Here is a 21,895-nt window from a genome sequence, read left to right as displayed (position 1 = left end):
AGTCGGAGATTTAAATAAAAAACCTGTCAGGCTCTATCGGTCATTCAACATCACTATACCGATTTCGTTCCTGACAGGTTTTTTTATGTATGTACTTCCGATTTCTGACTTCGTTAAGCCTTCTTCTGCTCCTTTGCCCAGGTATCTTTCAGGGTAACCGTTCTGTTAAACACCATTTTCTCTTCAGATGTGTCTTTATCCAAACAGAAATAACCTTTACGCAGGAACTGGCAGCGGTCGCTGAAACGGATATTCTTCAAAGATGGTTCTGCATAGGCAGAGCTGATCACCTGTAAAGAATTGGGATTGATATAATCTTTAAAATCGCCTTCTTCGCTGGTGGGGTCTTCTACGCGGAATAAACGGTCGTAGAGGCGTACTTCCACATTAATGGCCTGCGCCACGCTCACCCAATGCAAAGTACCTTTTACATGTATGCCTGAGGTATCAGCTCCGCTTTTACTTTCAGGCAGGTAAGTACAATGCAATTCCGTTATTTTTCCGTTGCTGTCTTTAACAACTTCATCACAGCGGATGATATAAGCGCTTTTGAGACGGACCATTTGTCCGGGCGCCAGGCGGAAGAACTTTTTGGGCGGATTCTCCATGAAATCTTCCCGCTCGATATAGATCTCCCGGCCAAAAGGTATTTCGCGGTGGCTTGTGTTCGGATCTTCTGGATTGTCCTCGCTTTTGACGATCTCAAATGAACCATCGGCCGGATAGTTCGTAAGCACCACTTTCACGGGATCAAACACGACCATGCGGCGCAGCGCGATCTTGTTCAGGTGTTCACGCACACAGAACTCAAGCAGCGATACATCGATCATATTCTCGCGTTTGGCAATCCCTATTCGATCGCAAAACTCCCTGATGCTTTCGGGTGTATAACCCGCCCGGCGTAAACCCGAGATGGTTGGCATGCGGGGATCATCCCAGCCGCTTACAAATTTATCGTTCACCAGTTGCAGCAATTTTCTTTTGCTGGTAACAGTGTAATTCATATTGCGGCGGGCAAATTCATATTGATGCGAAGGATATATTTCCAGTTTTTCGATCAGCCAGTCATACAGCTCACGATGTGGCACAAACTCCAGCGTACAAATGGAATGGGTAACATTTTCAATAGAATCGCTTTGACCGTGCGCCATGTCGTACATGGGATAAATGCACCATTTGTCACCGGTACGGTGGTGATGCGCATGTTTAATGCGGTATAATACGGGGTCGCGCATTAACATATTGGCATGCGTCATATCGATCTTGGCCCGCAGGGTACGCGAGCCATCGGGAAATTCACCGTTTTTCATGCGGGCAAAGAGGTCGAGATTTTCCTCTACTGAGCGGGTGCGAAAGGGACTGTCCTTACCGGGTTCGGTAGGCGTACCTTTCATGGCAGCGATCTGTTCTGAAGTAGAATCATCCACATACGCCAGTCCTTTTTTGATAAGCGTAACAGCGAATTCATACATTTTATCGAAGTAGTCAGAGGCATATAATTCATTCTTCCACTTAAAACCGAGCCAGCGGATATCATCTTTTATGCTTTCGACATATTCAGTATCTTCCGTTACCGGGTTGGTATCATCGAACCGGAGATTGGTATAACCGGGATATTTTTGGGTGAGCCCGAAATTTAAACAGATACTCGAAGCATGACCAATATGCAGGTAGCCATTGGGCTCGGGCGGAAAACGGGTGACAATAGACTTGTACTTGCCCGATCTCAGATCCTCTTCAATGATCTCTTCAATAAAATTCAGACTTTTTTCTTCCGGTGTGGTGATCTCTGCCATAACTCAATAAATTGAATTTGGCAAATTTACGTAATTCTGGCGGCTTAGTGGGAGTGCAAACGATCCTTCTCGCAGGGATTGGATTTTTTTTCGCCGGTCAGCCACTGCAGCGTGCGAAACGCTTTGGCTTATTAGGGACAAATCGCCCCCCCCTCCGGCGAGTTTCATTCCGATTAAACCGGAATGAAACTTAAGGGCAGCTATGACAAAACAAATTCGTGTTCAGTGTAAGATCCTCGATTATAGCCATACTGCGCAAAAGCGTCAGTTACTACATTCTTTTTACATAGATCTGTTGAACCATTTTCGATTCAGTGGCCAGCTCAAATTTGTGGCTTTTGTTGTTGCTGTCACGGATGATGATCACCAGTTTACCATTTTCAACCGGCGCTCTGAATACTTTACTGAAATTCTTGCCGTTGAAAGTAGCCCGGTACAGGTTGTCGCCATTAACGTCATTTACCAGTACATCGAAACGGCCACCGTCAGCGTTCTCGAACTTAACATTAAAGTAGATCTGGCCTTCTTCCATTTTAAGGCACGATACAGTAGCATTTTCATCATCGATCGTAGAATCAGCAACTTTCGCTGACGCAGATGTGAGGGTTATTAAAACCGCCACCAGTAATAAAGCTGATTTCTTTCCTGAAGAAATAGCATTAAGCATGATTGATTTCATATTCGTTTTGTTTTTAGATACAAAAATTATTAATATGAAAGCAAATCGTTTATAAACTAGGCAAGCTTGGCAAGCGGCTGATTAACCAGAGAAGGCAAGCAGCGTTGAGTGGAAGGAGTTAAAAGAACGATTAATTCTGTTGCAAATTTATACAAAAAACGGAAAAAGGTAACCCAAACGTATGGATTGTGACTAAAATAATATTTTGGTAATATCATCGCCGCAGTAACCGGTTCTGTATCAATTGTTGCAGTACAGCTTCCCGTTCGGTGCGGCTGATGGGAATATGGTGTGCTCCAATACTTATTTCATTCCCTTCAATGCTTTCGACCTTTGCGGCTGCCACAATATATGATTTATGCGTACGAATGAAACGGCTGGCAGGTAAATGGCTTTCAATGCTGTGAAAAGTGAGATAAGTGATATACTTTTTCGTTGTTGTATGCACTGCTACATAATTCTCCAATGCTTCTATAAATAAAATATCATCGTACTGGATCTTCACCAGCTTATTATCCGCTTTTATAAAAAAGTAACCCGGATCTTCGTGAGTTCTGCCCCCAGGTTGGGTTATGGCTTCATGCATATTACGCGCTTTCGATACCGCCTTCCAGAAACGGTCAAACGAAAATGGTTTCAACAGGTAATCGATGGCATTCCACTCAAAACCTTCCACGGCATATTGCGGATAAGCCGTAGTGAATATCACCATGGGTGGGTAAACCAGGGTCTTTAGAAATTCCAGCCCCGTCATCCTGGGCATTTGTATGTCGAGGAACAAGAGGTCGATCTTTTCTTTCGTCAACAGCTCGGCTGCCTTTAACGGATTATCAAATTCCCCCGCCAGCTGCAGGAACGATGCATCCTGCATATACTCCTTCAACCCTTTCCGGGCGATAGGTTCATCATCGATTATAACGCAGCGGAGGATCATGTTAACAGCAGGTTCAGTTCAATTTTAAATCTATGGGCACTGTTCAATATCTGTAAGCCATGTTTACCCGGATACAATAATTCCAGCCTTCGCTTTACATTCGTTAAGCCGATGCCGCCTGTTGGTTCTGTGCTGCGCTGCTGATCGTCTTTCGAGTTCTCAACGATAAAAGTAAAGGTTCCGTTTTGCCGTTCCAGATCAACCCTGATAAAATTCTTTTCCTGGCTGTCGTGTGAAATATGCTTGAACGCATTTTCAACAAATGGAATCAGCAACAGGGGCGTGATACGAAAGCCTTTTACCTGCTCCCCTACCCTGATGCCTACTTCATATTGATTATCCTTTCGAAGTTCCTGCAGGCGGATATAATCCTGCAGGTAATGAACTTCTTTTTCTATTTCTATGGTATGGCGGTTACAATCATACAACTGGTAACGCAGCAGGCCGGCCATTTGCAATAAAGTGGTACGGGCTTCTGTATTCTGTTTATCGATCAAAAAATAGATAGTGTTCAGTGAATTGAATAAAAAGTGCGGATTCATCTGTGATCTCAAGAAATTCAATTCCGTTTCGGCTTTTTCTTTAGCCATCTCACCCAGCCGCCGCTGGGCATGCGCATGATCGGTTAACAGTTTAATGGCTGCGCCGGTGCTTACCAGCAAAAAATGCGGGATCACATTGTCGTACACCCGAACTTTAAACCGGTCCCAGATGTCAAAAGAGCTTTGCAGCAGGGCTGCTTCTATATACATCTTGCCAATGCTGAACGTAAAAACCAGCGCAGTAAATAGCAGGACAAACAGAAAGTATCTTTTCTTATACAGCAAACGGGGAATAAGCAGGTAATTGGTGAGGTACACCATCAGGGCCAGGTCGGCCACTTTTATAAAGGTAATATACCATCCTTTACCGGGGGGATAATCCTGGTACCGGAAAAAATGCCATCCGAAGAACAGCAGTCCCCAGCCAAGCAAATGATGCAGGTAATAACGTTGTATTAAACCAGCCGTATTCATACCGCTAAATAAATATACAAAATCGGCGTGGGATAAACTCTTACAGGTACTGCACTGTTTGCTTGATGAAATGCGGTTTGGGGGAAAAGAAAAAAGAGCTGTAGAAACAGCCCTTTACCATTAATCAATAACCTATGAAAAACACTATTTAATTATGTAAGTCAAAGATATACAGTGCAGTGCCTGCTTCATAATCAATTCGATGTTTGAATATAAAACCCCGATGAATATGCCGGAATATCCGATAAGCTATTTTTGGCGGGCGCCAAATAACAGGCTGCCAATGCGAACCATATTGCTTCCTTCTTCAATAGCCAGCTGGTAATCACTGCTCATACCCATCGATAGAGTATCAAAAGCGGCGTTACCCGGTAAAGTAGCAAAATGGTCGAACAGCATTTTAAGATAAGTGAATTCTCTGCGTACCTGCTCCATGTCATCGGTAAGCGAAGCCATGCCCATCAGGCCCCTTACCTGCACATGCCGAAGCTCACCTACATGTTTATACTTATGCACTGCATCGATGACCTGCACCAGTTCTATTTCATTAAAACCGAACTTGGTTTCTTCCTGGGCTACGTGTACCTGTAACAGGCAGTTGATCACCCGGTCGGATTTACGCGCCTGCTTATCTATTTCCAGCAATAATTTATAGCTGTCTACGCCATGTACCATGTGAACGAAAGGAGCAATGTATTTGACCTTGTTCGATTGCAGGTGTCCTATGAAATGCCAGCGGATATCATTGGGCAGCACCAGCTGTTTTTCGGCCAGTTCCTGTACATAGTTCTCGCCGAAATCACGATGCCCCTGGTCATATAATTCCTGGATATCTGCAACCGGTTTGGTTTTGGATACAGCAACCAGGGTTACTTTTTTTGCCTGCAACTGTTCCTTAATTTCCAAGTAAGCTTCTCTATTGACCGCCATCAAGAGTTCAATTTATTCAATGATAAAAACCTTTGCCTTATGAGCGGCAAAGGTACATTGATTGACGGTAAATAATAATGCCCTTACTTTAATATGGAGCGGCTGATTACAATACGTTGCACTTCGCTGGTGCCTTCGTAGATCTGGGTGATCTTGGCATCCCGCATCAGGCGTTCTACGTGGTATTCTTTTACATAGCCATAGCCGCCATGTACCTGTACGGCTTCCACCGTTACCCACATGGCTGTTTCACTGGCAAATACTTTGGCCATGGATGAACTTAATGTATAATCGAGGTGCTGGTCTTTTTCCCAGGCGGCTTTTAAACACAATAAACGGGCGCATTCGATGCGGGTAGCCATATCGGCCAGCTTAAACTGAATGGCCTGGTGATGCATGATCTCCTTACCAAATGCCTTTCTTTCCTTCGAATATTTTAAAGACAGCTCATAGGCTCCGCCGGCAATGCCCAATGCCTGTGCCGCAATTCCAATACGGCCCCCTGCCAGGGTCTTCATGGCAAACGTAAAACCGAAGCCATCGCCGCCAATCCTGTTCTCTTTCGGTACTTTTACATCCGTAAAACTGATGGAATGGGTATCGCTGCCGCGAATGCCCAGCTTATTTTCCTTGGCGCCCACTGCTACTCCCGGCCAGCTTTTTTCTACAATAAATGCATTGATGCCTTTACTTCCTTTGGAAATATCTGTCTGCGCCATCACCAGGTAAACGGAAGCAGAAGACCCATTGGTGATCCAATTCTTGGTACCGTTCAATACATAATGATCGCCTTTATCTTCGGCATAAGTGCGTTGCGAGGTGGCGTCGCTGCCGGCTTCCGGTTCACTTAAGAGGAAAGCCCCGATAAACAGCTCTCCGTTCTTCCGGCCCTGTGCGAGCGGCGTTAAGTATTTTTGCTTTTGTTCTTCCGATCCGAATTTTTCAAGCCCCCAGCAAACCAGGCTATTGTTTACACTCATACACACGCTAACGCTGGCATCAATCTTACTGATCTCTTCCATGGCCAGTACATAACTGATGGTGTCCATACCCGATCCACCATAATCGGGGCTCACCATCATGCCCATAAAGCCCAGTTCGGCCAGTTTCAATACCTGTTCCCGGGGAAATTTCTGGTGCTCATCACGTTCGATGACCCCCGGCAGGCACTCGTTCTGGGCGAAATCGCGGGCAGCCTGTTGGATCATTAAATGTTCTTCAGTAAGTTGAAATTGCATATCACGAATTTAATACTTGGCCGCAAAAATAACGGAATTGATCACAAAACTAACATTTGTTCGTATTAATTTTCATCTGTTAAGCCGGATTCGGTATATTTGATGCCCTTGTTTTTCCCTGCATAACTAATTAAAGACCAGCAAAAAATTAATAGATCTATGTCGCATAAAGAAAAGAAAATAGTTCAGGTTAGTTCAGAGATCGGCCGTCTGCGACGATTATTAGTACATAGTCCGGATAGTGGTGTAGGCAAGGTGGTGCCTTCGAAAGCCCAGGACTGGTTGTTTGAAGACATTGTGCACCTGGAAACCATGCGTAAAAAAGAGTATGATTATTACACCAAAATATTATTGTATTTCCTGGATCCGCAAAAGATCAGGGGCCGCCTGCGGGAAATAGACGCCGCCGAAAGCAGCCGGGACTTTTACAAACCAGGCAATTCAGCATTTTATGGGTCAGATAAGGTGGTTGAACTGGAGTGGTTGCTGGCCGACATTCTGCAGGACCAGGAGATAAAGCTGAAGATCGTTTCGGCGGTTTGTGCGGTGGAAGGCTGTTCTTATGCCACCGAGAATCAGTTGTTGAAACTATCGCCCCCTTTATTGTCAAAGGCCATTATCAGTGGCAGCATCGATGACGATCACCTGATCTTTCCGCCGATCCCCAACTTTATTTTTACCCGGGACATTGGCATTGTTATCAATGAATATGTATTATTGAACAAACCGGCTAAAACGGCCCGCTTCCGGGAAGCCCTGCTGGCCAAGTACATTTTCTTCAATCATCCGCTTTTTGCAGCCTATCGCGACAATATCCTGGAGATACCTGATATTGTGCACCATTTCCTGTTGCCCGGTGACGGTGAAGAAAAAAAAGTAACGCTTGAAGGCGGAGATGTAATGGTCGTACACAAAGAGCACCTGCTGGTTGGTATAAGCGAACGCACCACCATGGAAGCCGTTCACCTGCTGATAAACATGTTGTTTGAAAAGAACATCGTGAAGAAGATCTCGGTGATCAAAATACCCCGCCGGCGCGATTATATGCACATCGATACCATCTTTACCCAGGTAAAACGCAACGTGTGGGTAATGCTGGGGTCCTTCAGCAAGAAAGTAATTAAACACGAGGGGGCGGATGCGGTAGAACGCATCCTGGAAGGCAGTAAAAGAGAAGAGAAGATCAGGATCATACAGTTCAGGAAGAAAGCCCCGGAAAACCCGGTGTATTTCGATAACCTCGAAGATCTGCTGATCGATATCAGTGAGAACGACCTGGAATGCAAGTCAAAAGTAAAATTCATTTATTCCGGCAACAACCAGTTCCCCTTCGACAGCCGTGAACAATGGACGGATAGTTGTAACCTGCTGGCATTAAAGGAAGGCGTGGTACTTGGTTACGATCGCAACGATAAAACCATAGAAGCTTTCCGGGAAGCAGGTTTTACGATCGTACATGTAAAAGAGCTGCTCGACCAGTTTGAAAAGGAAGAAGTGATGCCCGACGACCTGGAAAACACCCTGATATTGATTCCATCGGCCGAATTATCCCGGGCGCGCGGTGGTTTTCATTGTATGAGCATGCCTTTACTTCGGGAAGATATAAATTAATGCGTTATGCAAACGACTTCACACATTCTGATGATAAGGCCGGTGAATTTCGGCTTCAATGCCCAAACAGCGGTGAACAATGCTTTCCAGGTGGCAGGCGCCGATGCAGCCGCTCAGGAAAAGGCCCAGGCAGAGTTTGATAATTTTGTGACCCTGTTGCGTGAAAATGGCGTAATTGTCACCGTTATCGACGATACACCCGAACCGCATACACCGGATTCTGTTTTTCCCAATAACTGGATCTCCTTTCATGAACAAGGCACCATTTGTTTATATCCCATGTTTGCCGAGAACCGGCGACAGGAACGTAAGCCGCCCGTGATCAAACAACTGCAGGAAATCTTTGCGATCACCAATACAATTGATCTGTCGGGCTATGAGCAGGAACAGCTTTTCCTGGAGGGTACTGGCAGTATGGTGCTCGACCGCGATCATAAAATAGCCTATGCCTGCCTCTCGCCCCGCACGAACCAAACCGTACTGGATGATTTCTGTAAAAAGATGGGTTACCGCCCGGTTTTGTTCACCGCGGTGGATGGGGCCGGTAAAGCCATTTACCATACCAACGTGATGATGTGCGTGGCTGACCGGTATGTGGTCATTTGTCTGGAATCGCTGCCGAACCATGCAGAGTTTCAAATGGTGCAGGAATATGTCGGTAAAACGGGCAAAGAACTGATCTCCATCAGCTTTGAACAAATGAATCATTTTGCCGGTAATATGTTGCAGGTGCAGAACAGGGCCGGAGAAAAACTGCTGGTAATGTCTACCCAGGCATACCAGTCGTTACGTGCCGAGCAGATCAAAAAGCTGGAAACTTATAACCGCATACTGCATGCGCCGTTGACCACCATTGAAACCAATGGCGGCGGCAGTGCAAGGTGTATGATGGCAGAAGTGTTCTGATGTGCTGATTTGCTGATGTGCTGATTTGCTGATTAAACCAGGGTTATCGAAAAAGGCATTATCACATTATCGAATTATCAAATTATCAAATTGTCAAATTAAATTCAGCGCTTCATCAAACGACATAGGTTCATAGCCTAATTCTTTTCTTGCTTTTTCTATAACAAACCCTGTTTTCAATGGCCGGCGGCCAGGTTGTTTGAAGGTAGAAGCATCCACCTTCACGATCTTGCTGGCATCGAGCTTGAATTTGTGGGCCGTTTTAATAGCGATATCATAGGGCGTTAACCAGTCCTTCCCCGAAATGTGATAAATGCCGGTCGCCTTTTTTTCAATGATCAGGGCAATGCCTTTTGCCAGGTCTCCCACATAGGTGGGCGTGCGCAGCTGATCGCTGACTACCTGAATGGTTTTGTTCTGTTCAAGACTTTGTTTCACCCAGCTTACAATATTGCTGCGGGTGCCTTTCAACAGGTTACCATATACGAGGCATGTACGCACGATAGCGAAGGGGATCTCGCTGGTTTCAACCATACTTTCAGCCTGCAGTTTGGTAAAGCCGTATAAACTGATCGGTTTTGTATCATCCTCTTCGGCATAATTTCCCCGCTCGCCATCAAAAACAAAATCGGTTGAAATATAAATGAAGTGACTGCTAAAAGTTTCAGCATCTGTAAGCACCTGCGAAGTACCCTGCACATTCACCCGTTCGCATTGTTGCGGGCGCAGCTCACATTCATCTACCTGGGTCATAGCTGCGGCATGCACTACTACATCGGGTCGTTCGAGGTTCATGATTGCAGCAGTTTCCATTCCATCGGCAATATCCATTGGATGATAGGTATAGTTGGCTGATGGTTCAAATGGCAATCGCGATTCGCCCCGGCTTGTTGCCACTACCTGATAGTGCTTATCAAGTAATAATTTGGTCAAATGCTGACCTAATAATCCATTAGCTCCGGTGATCAATACTTTCATTAAAAATTATTATTGCGTTTAACCAGATACCCGCCGGATGATAATCAAATGCAGGCTCTGGGCGTTTCATATTCCTTTACAATATTTCGTTTGCTTTCATTCAACAGGCGCTGTAACCGCAGGCATACGGTTGCTTAATTTATTAAGCATTTCTTTCTCACACATTTACTATCTTGAACCTCGAAAAGGCGTTCAGCTTCAACCGCATACCCTAAACCCGTTTCCTTAATAAAACCACAATAATGGATAAAAAAAATAGTGTTTCGCAAAAAAAACATCAATTTATAAAACAATTTTAGTGTTTTTTTGAGTCAGCGTGTACTTAATACGTGTATCAAAACAAAACCTTATTTTTGGGCCGCCTTTCAAAAAACTGGTAAACAGCCTTTATCGATTTCCTTTGCAGATTCGAAGATTTATAAATAAAACAGATTTTATTCATGGCAAAAAAGGTGACTAAAATCGGTGTCCTTACCTCGGGAGGTGATTCTCCGGGTATGAACGCCGCCATACGGGCAGTTGTGAGAACCGGAAATTATTATGGATTGGATGTGTTTGGTATCATGCGCGGTTATAGCGGTATTATTGAAAATGATATTGTACCCATGCACTCGCGCAGCGTAGCCAATATTATTCAACGGGGTGGAACGATCTTGAAAACAGCCCGCTGCAAGGAATTCTTTCAACCCGAAGGACGTCAGAAAGCTTATCAAAATCTTAAAAAACTGGGCATCGACGGCCTGGTGATCATTGGCGGCGACGGCTCTTTCAGAGGCGCCGACATTTTCAGCCGTGAATTCGACATTCCCTGTATTGGTTTACCCGGTACCATCGATAAAGATATTGCCGGAACCGATTTTACCATCGGTTTCGATACAGCCGTAAATACTGCGGTGGAAGCAATTGATAAGATCCGCGATACGGCCGATGCACACGACCGTTTGTTCATTATTGAAGTAATGGGCCGCGATGCCGGCTATATTGCCCTGCACAGTGGTATTGCCACCGGTGCCGAACATATTTTAATACCTGAACGTAAAACGGATATTGAAGAGCTGGTAGCTTCGCTTCAGGAAAAAGAACGCCGTAAAAAGCTGGTGAATATGGTGGTAGTGGCCGAAGGTGATGAATTCGGGGGCGCTAATGAAGTAGCCAAAGTGGTAAAAGAACGCCTGCCGTTCACCGATACCAGGGTTTGTATCCTGGGTCATATTCAACGGGGTGGTTCGCCAACCTGTCTCGACCGCCTCATTGCCAGCCGCATGGGTTATGCTGCTGTTGAATCATTGCTGGAAGGCCGGCACAATGTAATGGTGGGCATCCTGAATAACCGGATGCACTACACCTTGCTGGAAAGAGCGGTAAAATCTAAACAAAAGATCAGTGAAGAATGGATCAAGATCGTAAAGATCCTGGCCAGCTGATCATTGTTATATACCATATACCTGCATCGATTAAACCTGAATTTTAGAAACAAGAAACAAATACAATGGCACGAGATATTACCAAGTACCTGCATAATGAAATGGATAAGGAAGCAGGCATTCAACATAGTACGCATAGAACCAAAATTGTAGCTACCGTAGGGCCTGCCTGTGACACCTATGAAAAATTGCTGGAGCTGGTAAAAGCAGGGGTTAATATTTTCCGCCTGAATTTTTCGCACGGTACGCATGAAAACAAAGCACAGATCATTGAACATATCCGTGCTATCAACTCTAAAGAGCCTTATAATATTTCCATACTGGCCGACCTGCAGGGCCCGAAATTACGGGTTGGTGAAATCGAGAACGGCGCCCTGCTGATTGAACCCGGCGATATCCTCACATTCACTTCCAAGGAAAAAGTAGTTGGCACCAAGGAAAAGATCTATGTCTCCTACCCTAACCTGCACGAAGATGTGCAACCAGGCAACAAGATCCTCATCGACGATGGCAAACTGGAAGTGGTAGTAGTTGACGTTACAAAAGCCGGTGATGTAAAAGTACAGGTAACATATGGCGGAATGTTACTGCCTAAAAAAGGCGTTAACCTGCCAGATACCAAGATCTCTCTTCCGGCATTAACCGAAAAAGACCTGGTTGACCTCGACTTTATAATCGACCAGAAAGTAGATTGGGTGGCCCTGTCGTTTGTGCGGAAAGTGGATGATATCATCGACCTGAAGAAAAGACTGCTCGACCGCAACAGCAAATCAAAAGTTATTGCCAAAATTGAAATGCCTTCGGCCCTGGCCGACCTGCGCAATATTATTCTGGAATCAGATGGTGTAATGGTGGCCCGTGGCGACCTGGGTGTTGAGCTACCGGTTGAAAAAGTACCGTTGGCGCAACGCGACATCATTCGCAAATGTATCCACCGCGCCAAACCGGTTATCGTCGCAACCCAAATGATGGAAAGTATGATCGACCGCGTAAAACCCAACCGCAGTGAGATCACCGACGTGGCCAATGCCGTGCTCGAAGGCGCCGATGCGGTGATGCTGAGTGGTGAAACCGCCACCGGTAAACACCCGGCCCTGGTAGTAGAGACCATGCGCAAGATCATCCTCGAAGTAGAACGCACAGAATACCGCTATAACCGCGAAGAGGACCTGAAACCGCTGCCGCACTCACCTTCTTTCTTAAGCGACGCTATCTGTTATAATGGTTGTAAACTGGCTAAGGATACCAAGGCGGATGCACTGATAGGTATGACGCAAAGTGGTTATACCGCTTTTGTGCTCAGCAGCTATCGCCCCTATTCGCCCCTGTACATCTTTACCAAGGAAAGAACACTGGTAAACCAGCTGAGCTTAAGCTGGGGGGTTCGGGCCTTCTTCTATGACGAAGAGGAAAGCCTTGATGATATCATGTTCGACCAGATCAGGATCCTGAAAGAAAGAGGCTTCCTGAAAACCGGCGATGTGGTGGTGAACACTGGTAGTACACCGGTACACCTGCATATACCGACCAACGTACTCAAGATCACGAAAGTAGATTAATACAAAAGTGTTGTAAACAGCAAGTGGCGAGTGGGACTGTCCTACCCGCCACTTGCCGTTTTAAAGACTTCTGCCACACTTAAAAAAATATGGCTCACCGGTGCTAACGGCCAAAAATCAGAATGGCACCTCATTTAGAGATGCCATTCAGCAAATATGGTGATACTGCTATTGGTATTGAATGTAGATAGGCTGTGGTTTCAGTTTCAAGACTTCTGCGGGTTGCAACACATGGCTGTTGGCCTCGCGCAGGTCGTTCTTGTAGAATATCTTAAAACCAGTGAACTGTACGGGTTCTTTATAAACGAATTGTTTATAGGTGTTGAATTTGCGAGCCTGGTGTCCCCAACCATCCATATCCATAACGATCTGAACTTCAGGCTGTAATTTGATCTGTTTGTAATTAGTTACCATACCCTGGGTAAAGCGGTGCACTACCAGGATCTTGGGTGGCAGGTTATGGGCTTTCACCAGTTTGGCCAGGTAGTCGGTGGTGTAATTGATGTCGGCGGCATCCATAGTGCCGATCACGGAACCAGGCTTTTTACCCGTTTTCATCGAGAATTCAGGATCAATACCCAGGTGCACATTCGGCATTTTCAGGTATTTCTCGAGCTGTGGCACTTCTTCCTGCAGCGTGCTTAAAGCTATTTGAATATCGAGGAAGACCAGTGCGTTCATTTTCTTCGCCATATTGATCGCCCTTTCAATATGAGAAGCAGGCATGCGTAGCCGGTATTTACCGGTTTCACCGGGGCTGCCCTGGGCCGTTACGGCTATATAATGTATCGCTGGGATCACTTCGACCGAAGTATCAGCTGCCTGCCATTTTTTTACTTCGCCATTTAATTTATCGATAACCACATCCTCAGCATATTCTCCCAATACACCCATTTTTTTGGAATAGAAATTACCATAATAGGCTATAACACGTTTAAAGGGGAAAATAGCACCTGGTTTTGGATAAACACCTTTTACCGGCCATTTGCCGCTTGAGTCGCCATTGGCGTTCTTTAGCAGTTTTGCCTCATATAATGCCGTATCCAGTGGTGGTATGGAAGGTTTTACAACGTCTGTATCACTTTTTACAGCCAATTTGCCACTGTCCCCTGCCAGGCCTGGCTGTCCCTTGGCATCGCCTGGTTTACACATACTGAAAGATAACGCGGAAACGGAGAGTACGAATAGTGCGCCTGACCAAATACGGGCAGATTTCTTCATGGTAATTGATTTTTTAACAGAAGGCCACCAGGCCTTATTTTGGTAATTCATAAGTTACTCTACAGAAAGGGGGTAAAGATCGGGTAATTTGTTAACAACGCCTTATATGTGAATATATTTTAGCAGCTGATTGATTTAGCAGTCTCTTTACATTTTGAAATTTTAGGCTGGCATGGCCTGATATAAAAATTTCAAGTGTAACTTTATAGTACGTTAACAGTTAGCGGGTTGATCCGGTTACTATGTTAGCGGGTTTACCCATTAGCATTTTACAAACTTTAAAATGTCCTGCCATGGGTACGCTTCAACAAATTCATCAGTGGAGCCTTACACATCATCCCCGTTGGCTGGTAGTGCTGCGGGTAGCTTTGGGCATCTGTCTCTTTGTTAAAGGCATTTTCTTTCTTGTAAATACGAGTACCTTGGAAGAACTGGTAAAGGGGAGTCTTGTTGCCAACCGGTCTGACTGGCTGGTTATTTTTATCACCTGGTCGCACCTGCTGGGTGGCTTTTTGATAATCATCGGATTGCTGACGCGGTGGGCTGCTTTACTGAATATACCAATATTAATGGGCGCCATTATTTTCATTAACACCCAACGGGATGCCTTTGGCAATTTTGAATTGCCCTTTGCCTTCATCGTATTGTTGTTACTTATATTATTCCTGGTGGAAGGAGGCGGGCCAATTTCGCTCGACAACTTCTTCAGCAAACACGAAGCTTAATTCGATTTTGAGATTGCGGGATTTCGGGATTTCGAGATCTGAAAATCTTAGGTTTCCCAATCATGCGCTTATTGAGATTTGCCGGAAAGTTCACTCCAGTGAATCACAACATCTCGCAATCCCGAAATCAGAAAGAAATCACCCTAATCTTAGCACAGAAGCTCTACTTAACTATTCTCCCTCATAGATAACGCCTGAAGTGGGCGTTTCATGCAGTTCAATGCGATGCATGGCCGGCAATGCTGGTTTCAGTTGATCCCAGATCCATACGGCAATCAGCTCGCAGGTAGGGTTTTCCAAACCGGGAATATCGTTCATAAGCTTGTGATCGAGCTGTGTCACCACCGGTTTGATGATCTTTTTCAGTTCAGCAAAATCAATGATCCAACCCAGCCTGGGGTCTGGTTTGCCTTTCAGCCACACACGCAAACGATAAGTATGGCCATGAATGTTCTTGCACTTATGTCCCTCGGGCACATTGGGCAAAAAATGAGCTGAATCAAATGTAAATTCTTTATAAAGCAGCATAGGAGCCGCAAAGGTAAGAATATTGTACTAATGTGATAATTTGATCATTAATCCTATTCACCATTCACCCTGGACGATAAAATACCTGGCAACCGATGCTGCCAGCAGTTGAAGTATCGCTGATTGATCCCTGGCACATGTATATAAATATATTGGGCCCAGGGCACCAATCCTTACATACATAAAAAGGTTTCCATTGATTTCATTTTCGATTGGTTTGCTTTGAATCAAAAACAATTCAGCAGCGTTTAAAATTCTTATGCATCTGTACTCGAAAATTGTACCTATAAATGTATTCACATATCCAACTAAATACTGTCTGTAACGCACACTGCTTTTTTTGAAAAAATTATCCGATTACCATCCATAAACAACCTGCTGATCAAACCTTCTGATAAATTAACAGTCTACCCTCTACTGCCGGCCGCTTCTTTTTAATAAATATTTTTAGTCCACCTTTTTTGTAGACTTAGTAAATTGATGTATCATTGTGATGAAATAGACCACCATGCGACTTTATTATTCAAAAGCACGATGTTGATCCTATAACCTTAGGGGTATATATTTTTCATCATTAAATATCGACGCATGAATCGCATATATCGCAATAGCTGGTTGATTGCGTTACCGGCTCTTATTTTGCTTACATCAGCTGTTTTTCCGGCCAAACCATATAGAATAGAAGGTGCTGTTAAGAATAGTGCTACAGGGAAATACATTGAGAACGCGTATATCTATGTGACTTCGGGGGAAGAAGAAGCCCTTTCAAATAACAAAGGCGCTTTTACGGTTTCAACCTGGCAGGAATTACCGGTCACTTTATCAATAGAGCATCCTGTATATAATAAAAAGAAGATCCGGATAACAGATGCATCGCAGTATCAACTAATAAAACTGGATCCGAAACAATAAAGCAAATATCCGCACCAATTTTTACCGGTTATGAAATTGAACCTGCTGGCACTGGCAGTGCCCTTTTTTGTTGTTTTCATGGCCCTTGAGTTTTTTATAGCACGGCAAAAAAAGAAGCCCGTTTTTAATCTGCACCATTCCATTGCGAATATCAGCGTAGGAATTGCAGAACGGCTGCTGGATGTATGGGTTACCGGTTTGTTCTTTTTTATATATGATTATTTGCAGAAAAAATTCGGGCTGTTCACCATTCAACCGGGCATCCTGTTATGGATCGTACTGTTGTTATGTACCGATTTTCTCTGGTACTGGTATCACCGGCTGGCGCATGAGATCAATTTGTTTTGGGCCGTACATGTTGTGCATCACCAGAGTGAAGATTTCAATTACACCGTTTCAGCCCGGATAACCGTGTTCCAGGCTTTTGTACGCACCGGCTTCTGGGCAGTATTGCCTATACTGGGTTTTCCGGCATCCATGATCACCAGCATTCTGCTGGTACATGGGTTGTACCCTTTCTTTATTCATACACAATTGATCGGAAAACTGGGCATACTGGAATATATCCTGGTAACTCCTTCACACCATCGGGTACACCATGCCAGCAATGAACATTACCTCGATAAAAACTATGGCGATGTATTCATTATCTGGGATAAACTGTTCGGTACATTTCAAAAAGAAGAGGATGATATAACTATTCAATACGGGCTAACCCATCCGCTTAAAAGTTATAGCTTTCTGTGGCAGCATTTCCATTTCATTGCTGAATTGCTGTTAGCTGCCCGCAAAACCAAAGGAATTGTAAATAAAGTGAAACTGCTCTTTGGCAAACCCGATTGTATAGATCACCGCTTTCGCGACCAGGCGGAAGCAAAACTGCTGGTACGAAAGAATGATATTCCGGTTGATAAACCGCTTAACAGGTATGTGGTATGGCAGATCGTATTGAGTATCGTGTTGCTGTTTGTGTTCATTCTTTTTGAACGATACCTGCCCCTGCATCAACAGTTACTTATCACGCTGGCTTTATTGCTCACGCTGATCAATTGCGGGGCTATAATGGAACAGAAACAATGGGTGGTTCATGTCGAATTCCTGCGATTGTTAACTGTTACCATTGGAGTAATGATCGCCTATTCAACCGGATGGTATATCGTATGGCTGATACCGGCTGCTGCGATCATATTCACTTACTATTTTGACGATATCAGGATCTGGTATTTGAGATGCATCTACCCTCCATCCGTTAAAGGCGAGCAATAAAGTGCTTCAAGTTCACTATTTCTTACATGAGTTACGTGGCCGAGGGGGAAGGCGGAGGCTAGCAAACCCTCTTACGGTGGTTCGAATCCACCCGTAACTGCTGTTTTTCATATGGCAAGCAATCATTCATTCATTCATTCAGGGCGGTGTTTCTACACTGCCTTCTTTTTGTACGGGCATAAAAAAAGCTCCCGGAACCGGGAGCATGTATGAACAGGCAATCGTTATAATTTAAATGATTAACCAAAGTTTCTTTTTTCTCGCCAATCAAACAAGTGTTAGTGCGGAATTTGGCGCCGCAACGAGCCTGCAGGCATTATATTAAATAAAATATCATGTTTTGTTTCTGATTGCTGAATTCATCTCCACCTGCAAATTGAGGCCATATTCTCGTGATCTCAACTCAAAAATGCTTTAGTGTGGCAGAAATTCACGTGAATTCTTTAGCTTTTTACTATCCATTGGAAATTCAATGTCTGCGAAAAATAATTTTAATTTTTTTTTAAAAGGGCGCTTCAAAGCCTGCTTTTTGGTAAAAAAAGGGAATAAAAAGCAAAAAGGTGCTGTATTCACAACACCTTTTTACGTACACTTCACCCAGACCACCATCCGTTTCTCACTAATGTTTTCTTTATCCACCGATCGCTTACCGGCCTTTATTCATGGTCTGTAAGTATAGTTAAGCCCTTTTACGCTTAACAGTATGGCATTCTTCCTCAATGGCCCTTGCTAATTCGGGCTGGCTAAGCCTGCCATGGTACACCCGGTCATTAATAAACAAGGTAGGTACATTGCGAACCCCTTTATTCAATCCTTCCAACAGGTCAGTCCGCACGGTCCAGCCGTATTTACTTTCTACCAGGTCGGGCAAAAAATTCTTACTGGTCACTCCCGCTTCCCGGGCATACTCCCGTAAGCTGATGGTGCCCAGCCGGCGATGGTGCGCATACAACAGATTGTGCATTTCCCAGAATTTACCTTCCTGGGCGGCTGCCACTGCGGCTTCAGCCGCTTTATGCGCATGCTGATGGATCTGGGTCATTGGAAAATGCCGGTAATTGAATCTGATCTTTTTGCCATGCGAATCGAGCAGTTTTACAATCACCTTATGTACTTTGGCACATTCCTCACTTTCATAATCGCCATATAAAACGAGACTTACCGGCGCATCCGGCTCACCAGCCCACAGCCCTTTGGTTGAAATGATATCCTTGTTTTTATCATTTTTTACAGGCATATATCGCTCCTCTTTGTATTGTTTTTTTGCTTTTATGGATCGACGAAAAAAAGCCACTCTACTTACAGCAGAGTGGCCTGGTCTCAACTAACTAATAATTCCTCAAATTCACCTGTTCATACAAAACCTGTCAGGTCTACCCCAAAATCTTTACCTCGTAATGGACCTGACAGGTTTTTGTTCACATGTTTTCTCTCACTCACATTAAATAACATCATCTCGATCATATAGTTCTCAGCTGGCGGCAAATCCCATTCTTTTAACGATTCATTAAAAATTCTACCAACATCTCCTGTCATATTATTACCACTTTGCTTATTTCACTCTTTCCGGCGCCTCATTCCTGAACACCACTACTCCATCAAATACGTCGACCATGACTGGTTTCGACTTATCGATGTCGGCGGCCAGGATCTTTTTACTCAGGGGGTTAACGATCTCCTTCTGGATCAGCCGCTTCAAAGGCCGGGCGCCAAATTGTATATCAAAGCCCTGCTCGGCCAGGTATTCGAGCGCATAATCGCTGAACCGGAGATCGATCCCATTTTGAAGCACCTGCTTTTTCAGGTGATTCAACTGGATCTGCACAATACCAATGATCTGTTTCTTCAGCAATGGCTGGAACATGATGATCTCATCTACCCTGTTCAGGAATTCCGGTCTTATGGTTTGCCGCAGCAAATTCATCACTTCCACTCTGGCCCTTTCAGTCGCTTCGTCTACCGCATTTTCCTTTACATCCTCAAACGCCTCCTGTATAAGGTGGCTGCCAATATTGCTGGTCATGATGATAATGGTATTCTTGAAATTCACCACCCGGCCCTTGGCATCGGTCAGGCGGCCATCGTCCAGTACCTGCAAGAGCACGTTCCATACGTCAGGATGCGCTTTTTCAATTTCATCGAGCAAGACCACACTATATGGTTTACGACGAACCGCCTCGGTAAGTTGCCCGCCTTCTTCATATCCTACATATCCGGGAGGCGCACCCACCAAACGGCTCACGGTATGTTTTTCCTGGTATTCGCTCATATCTATACGGGTCATCATGCTTTCATCGTCGAACAGGTAATCGGCCAGTGCTTTTGCCAGCTCAGTTTTACCAACACCGGTAGTTCCCAGGAAAATAAATGAACCTATCGGCTTTTTGGGATCATGCAATCCCGCGCGGCTTCTGCGAATGGCATCCGCTACCGCCGTAATTGCTTCGTCTTGTCCTACCACACGCTCGTGCAGCTTTTCTTCCAGGTACAACAGCTTCTCTCTATCACTCTGCAACATACGGCTCACCGGTATGCCGGTAGCTTTAGCGATTGTTTCGGCAATATCTTCTGCATCCACTTCTTCTTTCATCAACCGTTTGTTCTCGCTGATGGCATTCAATTGGTTTGAATACTCGTTGATCAGCTGCTCCTGTTCTTTTATTTTACCGTAACGGATCTCTGCCACCGTACCATAATCACCATTCCTTTCCGCCTGCTCGGCCTGTTGCTTCAACTGTTCGACTTTTGCCTTGGCATCCTGCACTTTATCAACCAGTTCTTTTTCTTCCTGCCATTTGGCTTTTACAGTATCCCGTTCCACACTCAGGTTGGCTATTTCGGTATTCAGCGCTTTCAGCTTCTCTTCGTCGTTCTCCCGTTTAATAGCCTCGCGTTCAATCTCCAGCTGGCGTATTTGCCGTATCAAATGATCCAGCTCTTCGGGCATGGAGTTCATTTCGAGCCGCAATTTCGCGGCAGCTTCATCGATCAGGTCAATCGCCTTATCGGGCAGGAACCGGTCGGTAATATAACGGGTCGACAATTCCACGGCAGAAATGATCGCTTCATCTTTAATGCGCACATGATGGTGGGTTTCATAACGGTCTTTCAACCCACGCAGAATTGATATCGCATCCTCAACCGATGGTTCATCTATCATTACTTTCTGGAACCTGCGCTCAAGGGCTTTATCCTTTTCAAAAAACTTCTGGTATTCATTCAGGGTAGTAGCGCCAATGGCCCGCAATTCACCCCGCGCCAGGGCGGGTTTCAGGATATTGGCGGCATCCATAGCGCCTTCACCGCCACCGGCGCCTACCAGGGTATGAATCTCATCGATGAACAGAACGATCTCGCCGTTGCTCTCGGTCACTTCTTTCACTACACCTTTCAGCCTTTCCTCAAACTCCCCTTTATATTTGGCGCCGGCGATCAGTTGTCCCATATCCAGCGCATAGATCACCTTTGTTTTCAGGTTCTCCGGAACGTCGCCATTGACGATCCGGTGGGCAATTCCTTCGGCAATAGCCGTTTTACCCACGCCCGGTTCACCTACCAGGATCGGGTTGTTCTTGGTGCGGCGTGATAAGATGTGCAATGTTCTGCGGATCTCTTCATCGCGGCCTATAACCGGGTCTAATTTGCCACGGCGCGCCAGATCATTCAGATTCCGCGCATATTTATTCAGGGCATTGAATTGGGTTTCCTGCGTTTGCGAGTTCACAGTGGCGCCCTTGCGTAACTCTTTAATAGCTGTTATAAGGCCTTTCTCGCTTAGTCCCGCCTCTTTCAACAAGCGGGCGGTGGAATCATTGCCCTGGACTATAGCCAGCAACAAATGCTCGGGGGTAATAAATTCATCATTGAACTGCTTCAATGCCGCACCAGCCCTTAATACCACGTTGTTCGTTTCCCGGCTAACCGTCTGTGCCGCATCGCCCGTTGTTTTGGGCAATTTACCTATAGACTCCTGCAACTTGTTTTCGAGCAGGTTTACGGTCACATTGTTCTTTTTCAAAAGGTACTCAACCGGAGAATCCTCCTGGTCGAGCAATGCCTTCAACAAATGCTCCGTTTCAATATTCGGACTTTGTGAATTAAAGGCCAGTTGCTGCGCCTGTTGAAAAGCCTCTGCCGCCTTTATGGTAAAATTTCCTAAGTTCATATGATTA

At 45.0% G+C, this 21,895-nt stretch carries 19 protein-coding genes and 1 tRNA gene; 8 read left to right on the top strand and 12 right to left on the bottom strand.

Going from position 1 to position 21,895, the window contains the following annotated elements; genetic code table 11:
* Positions 1-113: 113 nt before the first annotated feature.
* From JT717_RS22905 to JT717_RS22880, 6 genes are all read right to left on the bottom strand, one after another.
* Positions 114-1,796, bottom strand: a complete 1,683-nt coding sequence (locus JT717_RS22905) for a glutamine--tRNA ligase/YqeY domain fusion protein (RefSeq protein WP_205513365.1) — start codon at positions 1,794-1,796, stop codon at positions 114-116.
* A 271-nt stretch (positions 1,797-2,067) separates the two neighbouring features.
* Positions 2,068-2,475, bottom strand: a complete 408-nt coding sequence (locus tag JT717_RS22900) for a hypothetical protein (protein WP_205513364.1) — start codon at positions 2,473-2,475, stop codon at positions 2,068-2,070.
* Positions 2,476-2,689: 214 nt separating this feature from the next.
* A complete protein-coding gene (locus tag JT717_RS22895; protein WP_205513363.1) occupies positions 2,690-3,409 on the bottom strand; it encodes a LytR/AlgR family response regulator transcription factor in 720 nt (239 codons plus the stop codon).
* Positions 3,406-4,425 (bottom strand): sensor histidine kinase, encoded by a 1,020-nt coding sequence (locus tag JT717_RS22890; protein ID WP_205513362.1) that lies wholly within the window; start codon positions 4,423-4,425, stop codon positions 3,406-3,408. The genes JT717_RS22895 and JT717_RS22890 overlap by 4 nt, the downstream gene beginning before the upstream one ends.
* A gap of 249 nt (positions 4,426-4,674) precedes the next feature.
* Positions 4,675-5,355 carry a YggS family pyridoxal phosphate-dependent enzyme gene (locus JT717_RS22885; RefSeq protein WP_205513361.1) on the bottom strand — a complete coding sequence of 227 codons (681 nt, stop codon included), beginning with the start codon at positions 5,353-5,355 and terminating at the stop codon, positions 4,675-4,677.
* Positions 5,356-5,438: 83 nt separating this feature from the next.
* On the bottom strand, positions 5,439-6,593 hold the full coding sequence (locus JT717_RS22880; RefSeq protein WP_205513360.1) for an acyl-CoA dehydrogenase: 1,155 nt from the start codon (positions 6,591-6,593) through the stop codon (positions 5,439-5,441).
* 159 nt (positions 6,594-6,752) lie between these two features.
* On the opposite strand from JT717_RS22880, the gene JT717_RS22875 reads away from it, so the two are divergent.
* Together JT717_RS22875 and ctlX are read left to right on the top strand one after the other, a co-directional pair.
* A complete protein-coding gene (locus JT717_RS22875; protein ID WP_205513359.1) occupies positions 6,753-8,204 on the top strand; it encodes an arginine deiminase family protein in 1,452 nt (483 codons plus the stop codon).
* A gap of 6 nt (positions 8,205-8,210) precedes the next feature.
* On the top strand, positions 8,211-9,110 hold the full coding sequence (gene ctlX, locus JT717_RS22870) for a citrulline utilization hydrolase CtlX (RefSeq protein WP_205513358.1): 900 nt from the start codon (positions 8,211-8,213) through the stop codon (positions 9,108-9,110).
* A 93-nt stretch (positions 9,111-9,203) separates the two neighbouring features.
* Here ctlX and JT717_RS22865 read toward each other — a convergent pair whose 3' ends face one another.
* Positions 9,204-10,088 carry an SDR family oxidoreductase gene (locus JT717_RS22865; protein ID WP_205513357.1) on the bottom strand — a complete coding sequence of 295 codons (885 nt, stop codon included), beginning with the start codon at positions 10,086-10,088 and terminating at the stop codon, positions 9,204-9,206.
* A 440-nt stretch (positions 10,089-10,528) separates the two neighbouring features.
* On the opposite strand from JT717_RS22865, the gene pfkA reads away from it, so the two are divergent.
* Together pfkA and pyk are read left to right on the top strand one after the other, a co-directional pair.
* A complete protein-coding gene (gene pfkA, locus JT717_RS22860; RefSeq protein ID WP_205513356.1) occupies positions 10,529-11,512 on the top strand; it encodes a 6-phosphofructokinase in 984 nt (327 codons plus the stop codon).
* A gap of 65 nt (positions 11,513-11,577) precedes the next feature.
* A complete protein-coding gene (pyk, locus tag JT717_RS22855) occupies positions 11,578-13,071 on the top strand; it encodes a pyruvate kinase (RefSeq protein WP_205513355.1) in 1,494 nt (497 codons plus the stop codon).
* A 168-nt stretch (positions 13,072-13,239) separates the two neighbouring features.
* Here the strand turns inward: pyk and JT717_RS22850 are convergent, their stop codons facing one another.
* Positions 13,240-14,292: a hypothetical protein gene (locus JT717_RS22850; RefSeq protein WP_205513354.1), complete on the bottom strand. Its 1,053-nt coding sequence runs from the start codon at positions 14,290-14,292 to the stop codon at positions 13,240-13,242.
* Positions 14,293-14,585: 293 nt separating this feature from the next.
* On the opposite strand from JT717_RS22850, the gene JT717_RS22845 reads away from it, so the two are divergent.
* On the top strand, positions 14,586-15,017 hold the full coding sequence (locus JT717_RS22845; RefSeq protein WP_205513353.1) for a DoxX family protein: 432 nt from the start codon (positions 14,586-14,588) through the stop codon (positions 15,015-15,017).
* A 171-nt stretch (positions 15,018-15,188) separates the two neighbouring features.
* Here JT717_RS22845 and queD read toward each other — a convergent pair whose 3' ends face one another.
* Entirely contained in the window at positions 15,189-15,545 is a 357-nt protein-coding gene (gene queD, locus JT717_RS22840) for a 6-carboxytetrahydropterin synthase QueD (RefSeq protein WP_205513352.1), read from the bottom strand.
* A gap of 588 nt (positions 15,546-16,133) precedes the next feature.
* Between queD and JT717_RS22835 the strand changes: the two genes are divergently transcribed.
* The 3 genes from JT717_RS22835 (at position 16,134) to JT717_RS22825 (ending at position 17,823) form a co-directional block, all read left to right on the top strand.
* Positions 16,134-16,457 (top strand): carboxypeptidase-like regulatory domain-containing protein, encoded by a 324-nt coding sequence (locus JT717_RS22835; protein WP_205513351.1) that lies wholly within the window; start codon positions 16,134-16,136, stop codon positions 16,455-16,457.
* A 30-nt stretch (positions 16,458-16,487) separates the two neighbouring features.
* Positions 16,488-17,723: a sterol desaturase family protein gene (locus tag JT717_RS22830; RefSeq protein ID WP_205513350.1), complete on the top strand. Its 1,236-nt coding sequence runs from the start codon at positions 16,488-16,490 to the stop codon at positions 17,721-17,723.
* Between the two features lie 29 nt (positions 17,724-17,752).
* Positions 17,753-17,823 (top strand) — tRNA-Cys (locus JT717_RS22825).
* Positions 17,824-18,402: 579 nt separating this feature from the next.
* Here the strand turns inward: JT717_RS22825 and JT717_RS22820 are convergent.
* From JT717_RS22820 to clpB, 3 genes are all read right to left on the bottom strand, one after another.
* A complete protein-coding gene (locus tag JT717_RS22820) occupies positions 18,403-18,960 on the bottom strand; it encodes a DsbA family protein (protein WP_205513349.1) in 558 nt (185 codons plus the stop codon).
* A 116-nt stretch (positions 18,961-19,076) separates the two neighbouring features.
* Positions 19,077-19,259: a hypothetical protein gene (locus JT717_RS22815; RefSeq protein WP_205513348.1), complete on the bottom strand. Its 183-nt coding sequence runs from the start codon at positions 19,257-19,259 to the stop codon at positions 19,077-19,079.
* A 16-nt stretch (positions 19,260-19,275) separates the two neighbouring features.
* On the bottom strand, positions 19,276-21,888 hold the full coding sequence (clpB, locus tag JT717_RS22810) for an ATP-dependent chaperone ClpB (RefSeq protein ID WP_205513347.1): 2,613 nt from the start codon (positions 21,886-21,888) through the stop codon (positions 19,276-19,278).
* Positions 21,889-21,895 lie beyond the last annotated feature (7 nt).

The organism is Longitalea arenae, from assembly GCF_016924755.1.
Classification (GTDB): domain Bacteria; phylum Bacteroidota; class Bacteroidia; order Chitinophagales; family Chitinophagaceae; genus Niastella; species Niastella arenae.
This window is presented reverse-complemented; position numbering and strand designations above follow the sequence as displayed.

Excerpts from the sequence above, each read along its gene's own strand:
- JT717_RS22905 (WP_205513365.1), bottom strand. The coding sequence starts at position 1,796 with ATGGCAGAGATCACCACACCGGAAGAAAAAAGTCTGAATTTTATTGAA.
- JT717_RS22900 (WP_205513364.1), bottom strand. The coding sequence starts at position 2,475 with ATGAAATCAATCATGCTTAATGCTATTTCTTCAGGAAAGAAATCAGCT.
- JT717_RS22895 (WP_205513363.1), bottom strand. The coding sequence starts at position 3,409 with ATGATCCTCCGCTGCGTTATAATCGATGATGAACCTATCGCCCGGAAA.
- JT717_RS22890 (WP_205513362.1), bottom strand. The coding sequence starts at position 4,425 with ATGAATACGGCTGGTTTAATACAACGTTATTACCTGCATCATTTGCTT.
- JT717_RS22885 (WP_205513361.1), bottom strand. The coding sequence starts at position 5,355 with ATGGCGGTCAATAGAGAAGCTTACTTGGAAATTAAGGAACAGTTGCAG.
- JT717_RS22880 (WP_205513360.1), bottom strand. The coding sequence starts at position 6,593 with ATGCAATTTCAACTTACTGAAGAACATTTAATGATCCAACAGGCTGCC.
- JT717_RS22875 (WP_205513359.1), top strand. The coding sequence starts at position 6,753 with ATGTCGCATAAAGAAAAGAAAATAGTTCAGGTTAGTTCAGAGATCGGC.
- ctlX (WP_205513358.1), top strand. The coding sequence starts at position 8,211 with ATGCAAACGACTTCACACATTCTGATGATAAGGCCGGTGAATTTCGGC.
- JT717_RS22865 (WP_205513357.1), bottom strand. The coding sequence starts at position 10,088 with ATGAAAGTATTGATCACCGGAGCTAATGGATTATTAGGTCAGCATTTG.
- pfkA (WP_205513356.1), top strand. The coding sequence starts at position 10,529 with ATGGCAAAAAAGGTGACTAAAATCGGTGTCCTTACCTCGGGAGGTGAT.
- pyk (WP_205513355.1), top strand. The coding sequence starts at position 11,578 with ATGGCACGAGATATTACCAAGTACCTGCATAATGAAATGGATAAGGAA.
- JT717_RS22850 (WP_205513354.1), bottom strand. The coding sequence starts at position 14,292 with ATGAAGAAATCTGCCCGTATTTGGTCAGGCGCACTATTCGTACTCTCC.
- JT717_RS22845 (WP_205513353.1), top strand. The coding sequence starts at position 14,586 with ATGGGTACGCTTCAACAAATTCATCAGTGGAGCCTTACACATCATCCC.
- queD (WP_205513352.1), bottom strand. The coding sequence starts at position 15,545 with ATGCTGCTTTATAAAGAATTTACATTTGATTCAGCTCATTTTTTGCCC.
- JT717_RS22835 (WP_205513351.1), top strand. The coding sequence starts at position 16,134 with ATGAATCGCATATATCGCAATAGCTGGTTGATTGCGTTACCGGCTCTT.
- JT717_RS22830 (WP_205513350.1), top strand. The coding sequence starts at position 16,488 with ATGAAATTGAACCTGCTGGCACTGGCAGTGCCCTTTTTTGTTGTTTTC.
- JT717_RS22820 (WP_205513349.1), bottom strand. The coding sequence starts at position 18,960 with ATGCCTGTAAAAAATGATAAAAACAAGGATATCATTTCAACCAAAGGG.
- JT717_RS22815 (WP_205513348.1), bottom strand. The coding sequence starts at position 19,259 with ATGACAGGAGATGTTGGTAGAATTTTTAATGAATCGTTAAAAGAATGG.
- clpB (WP_205513347.1), bottom strand. The coding sequence starts at position 21,888 with ATGAACTTAGGAAATTTTACCATAAAGGCGGCAGAGGCTTTTCAACAG.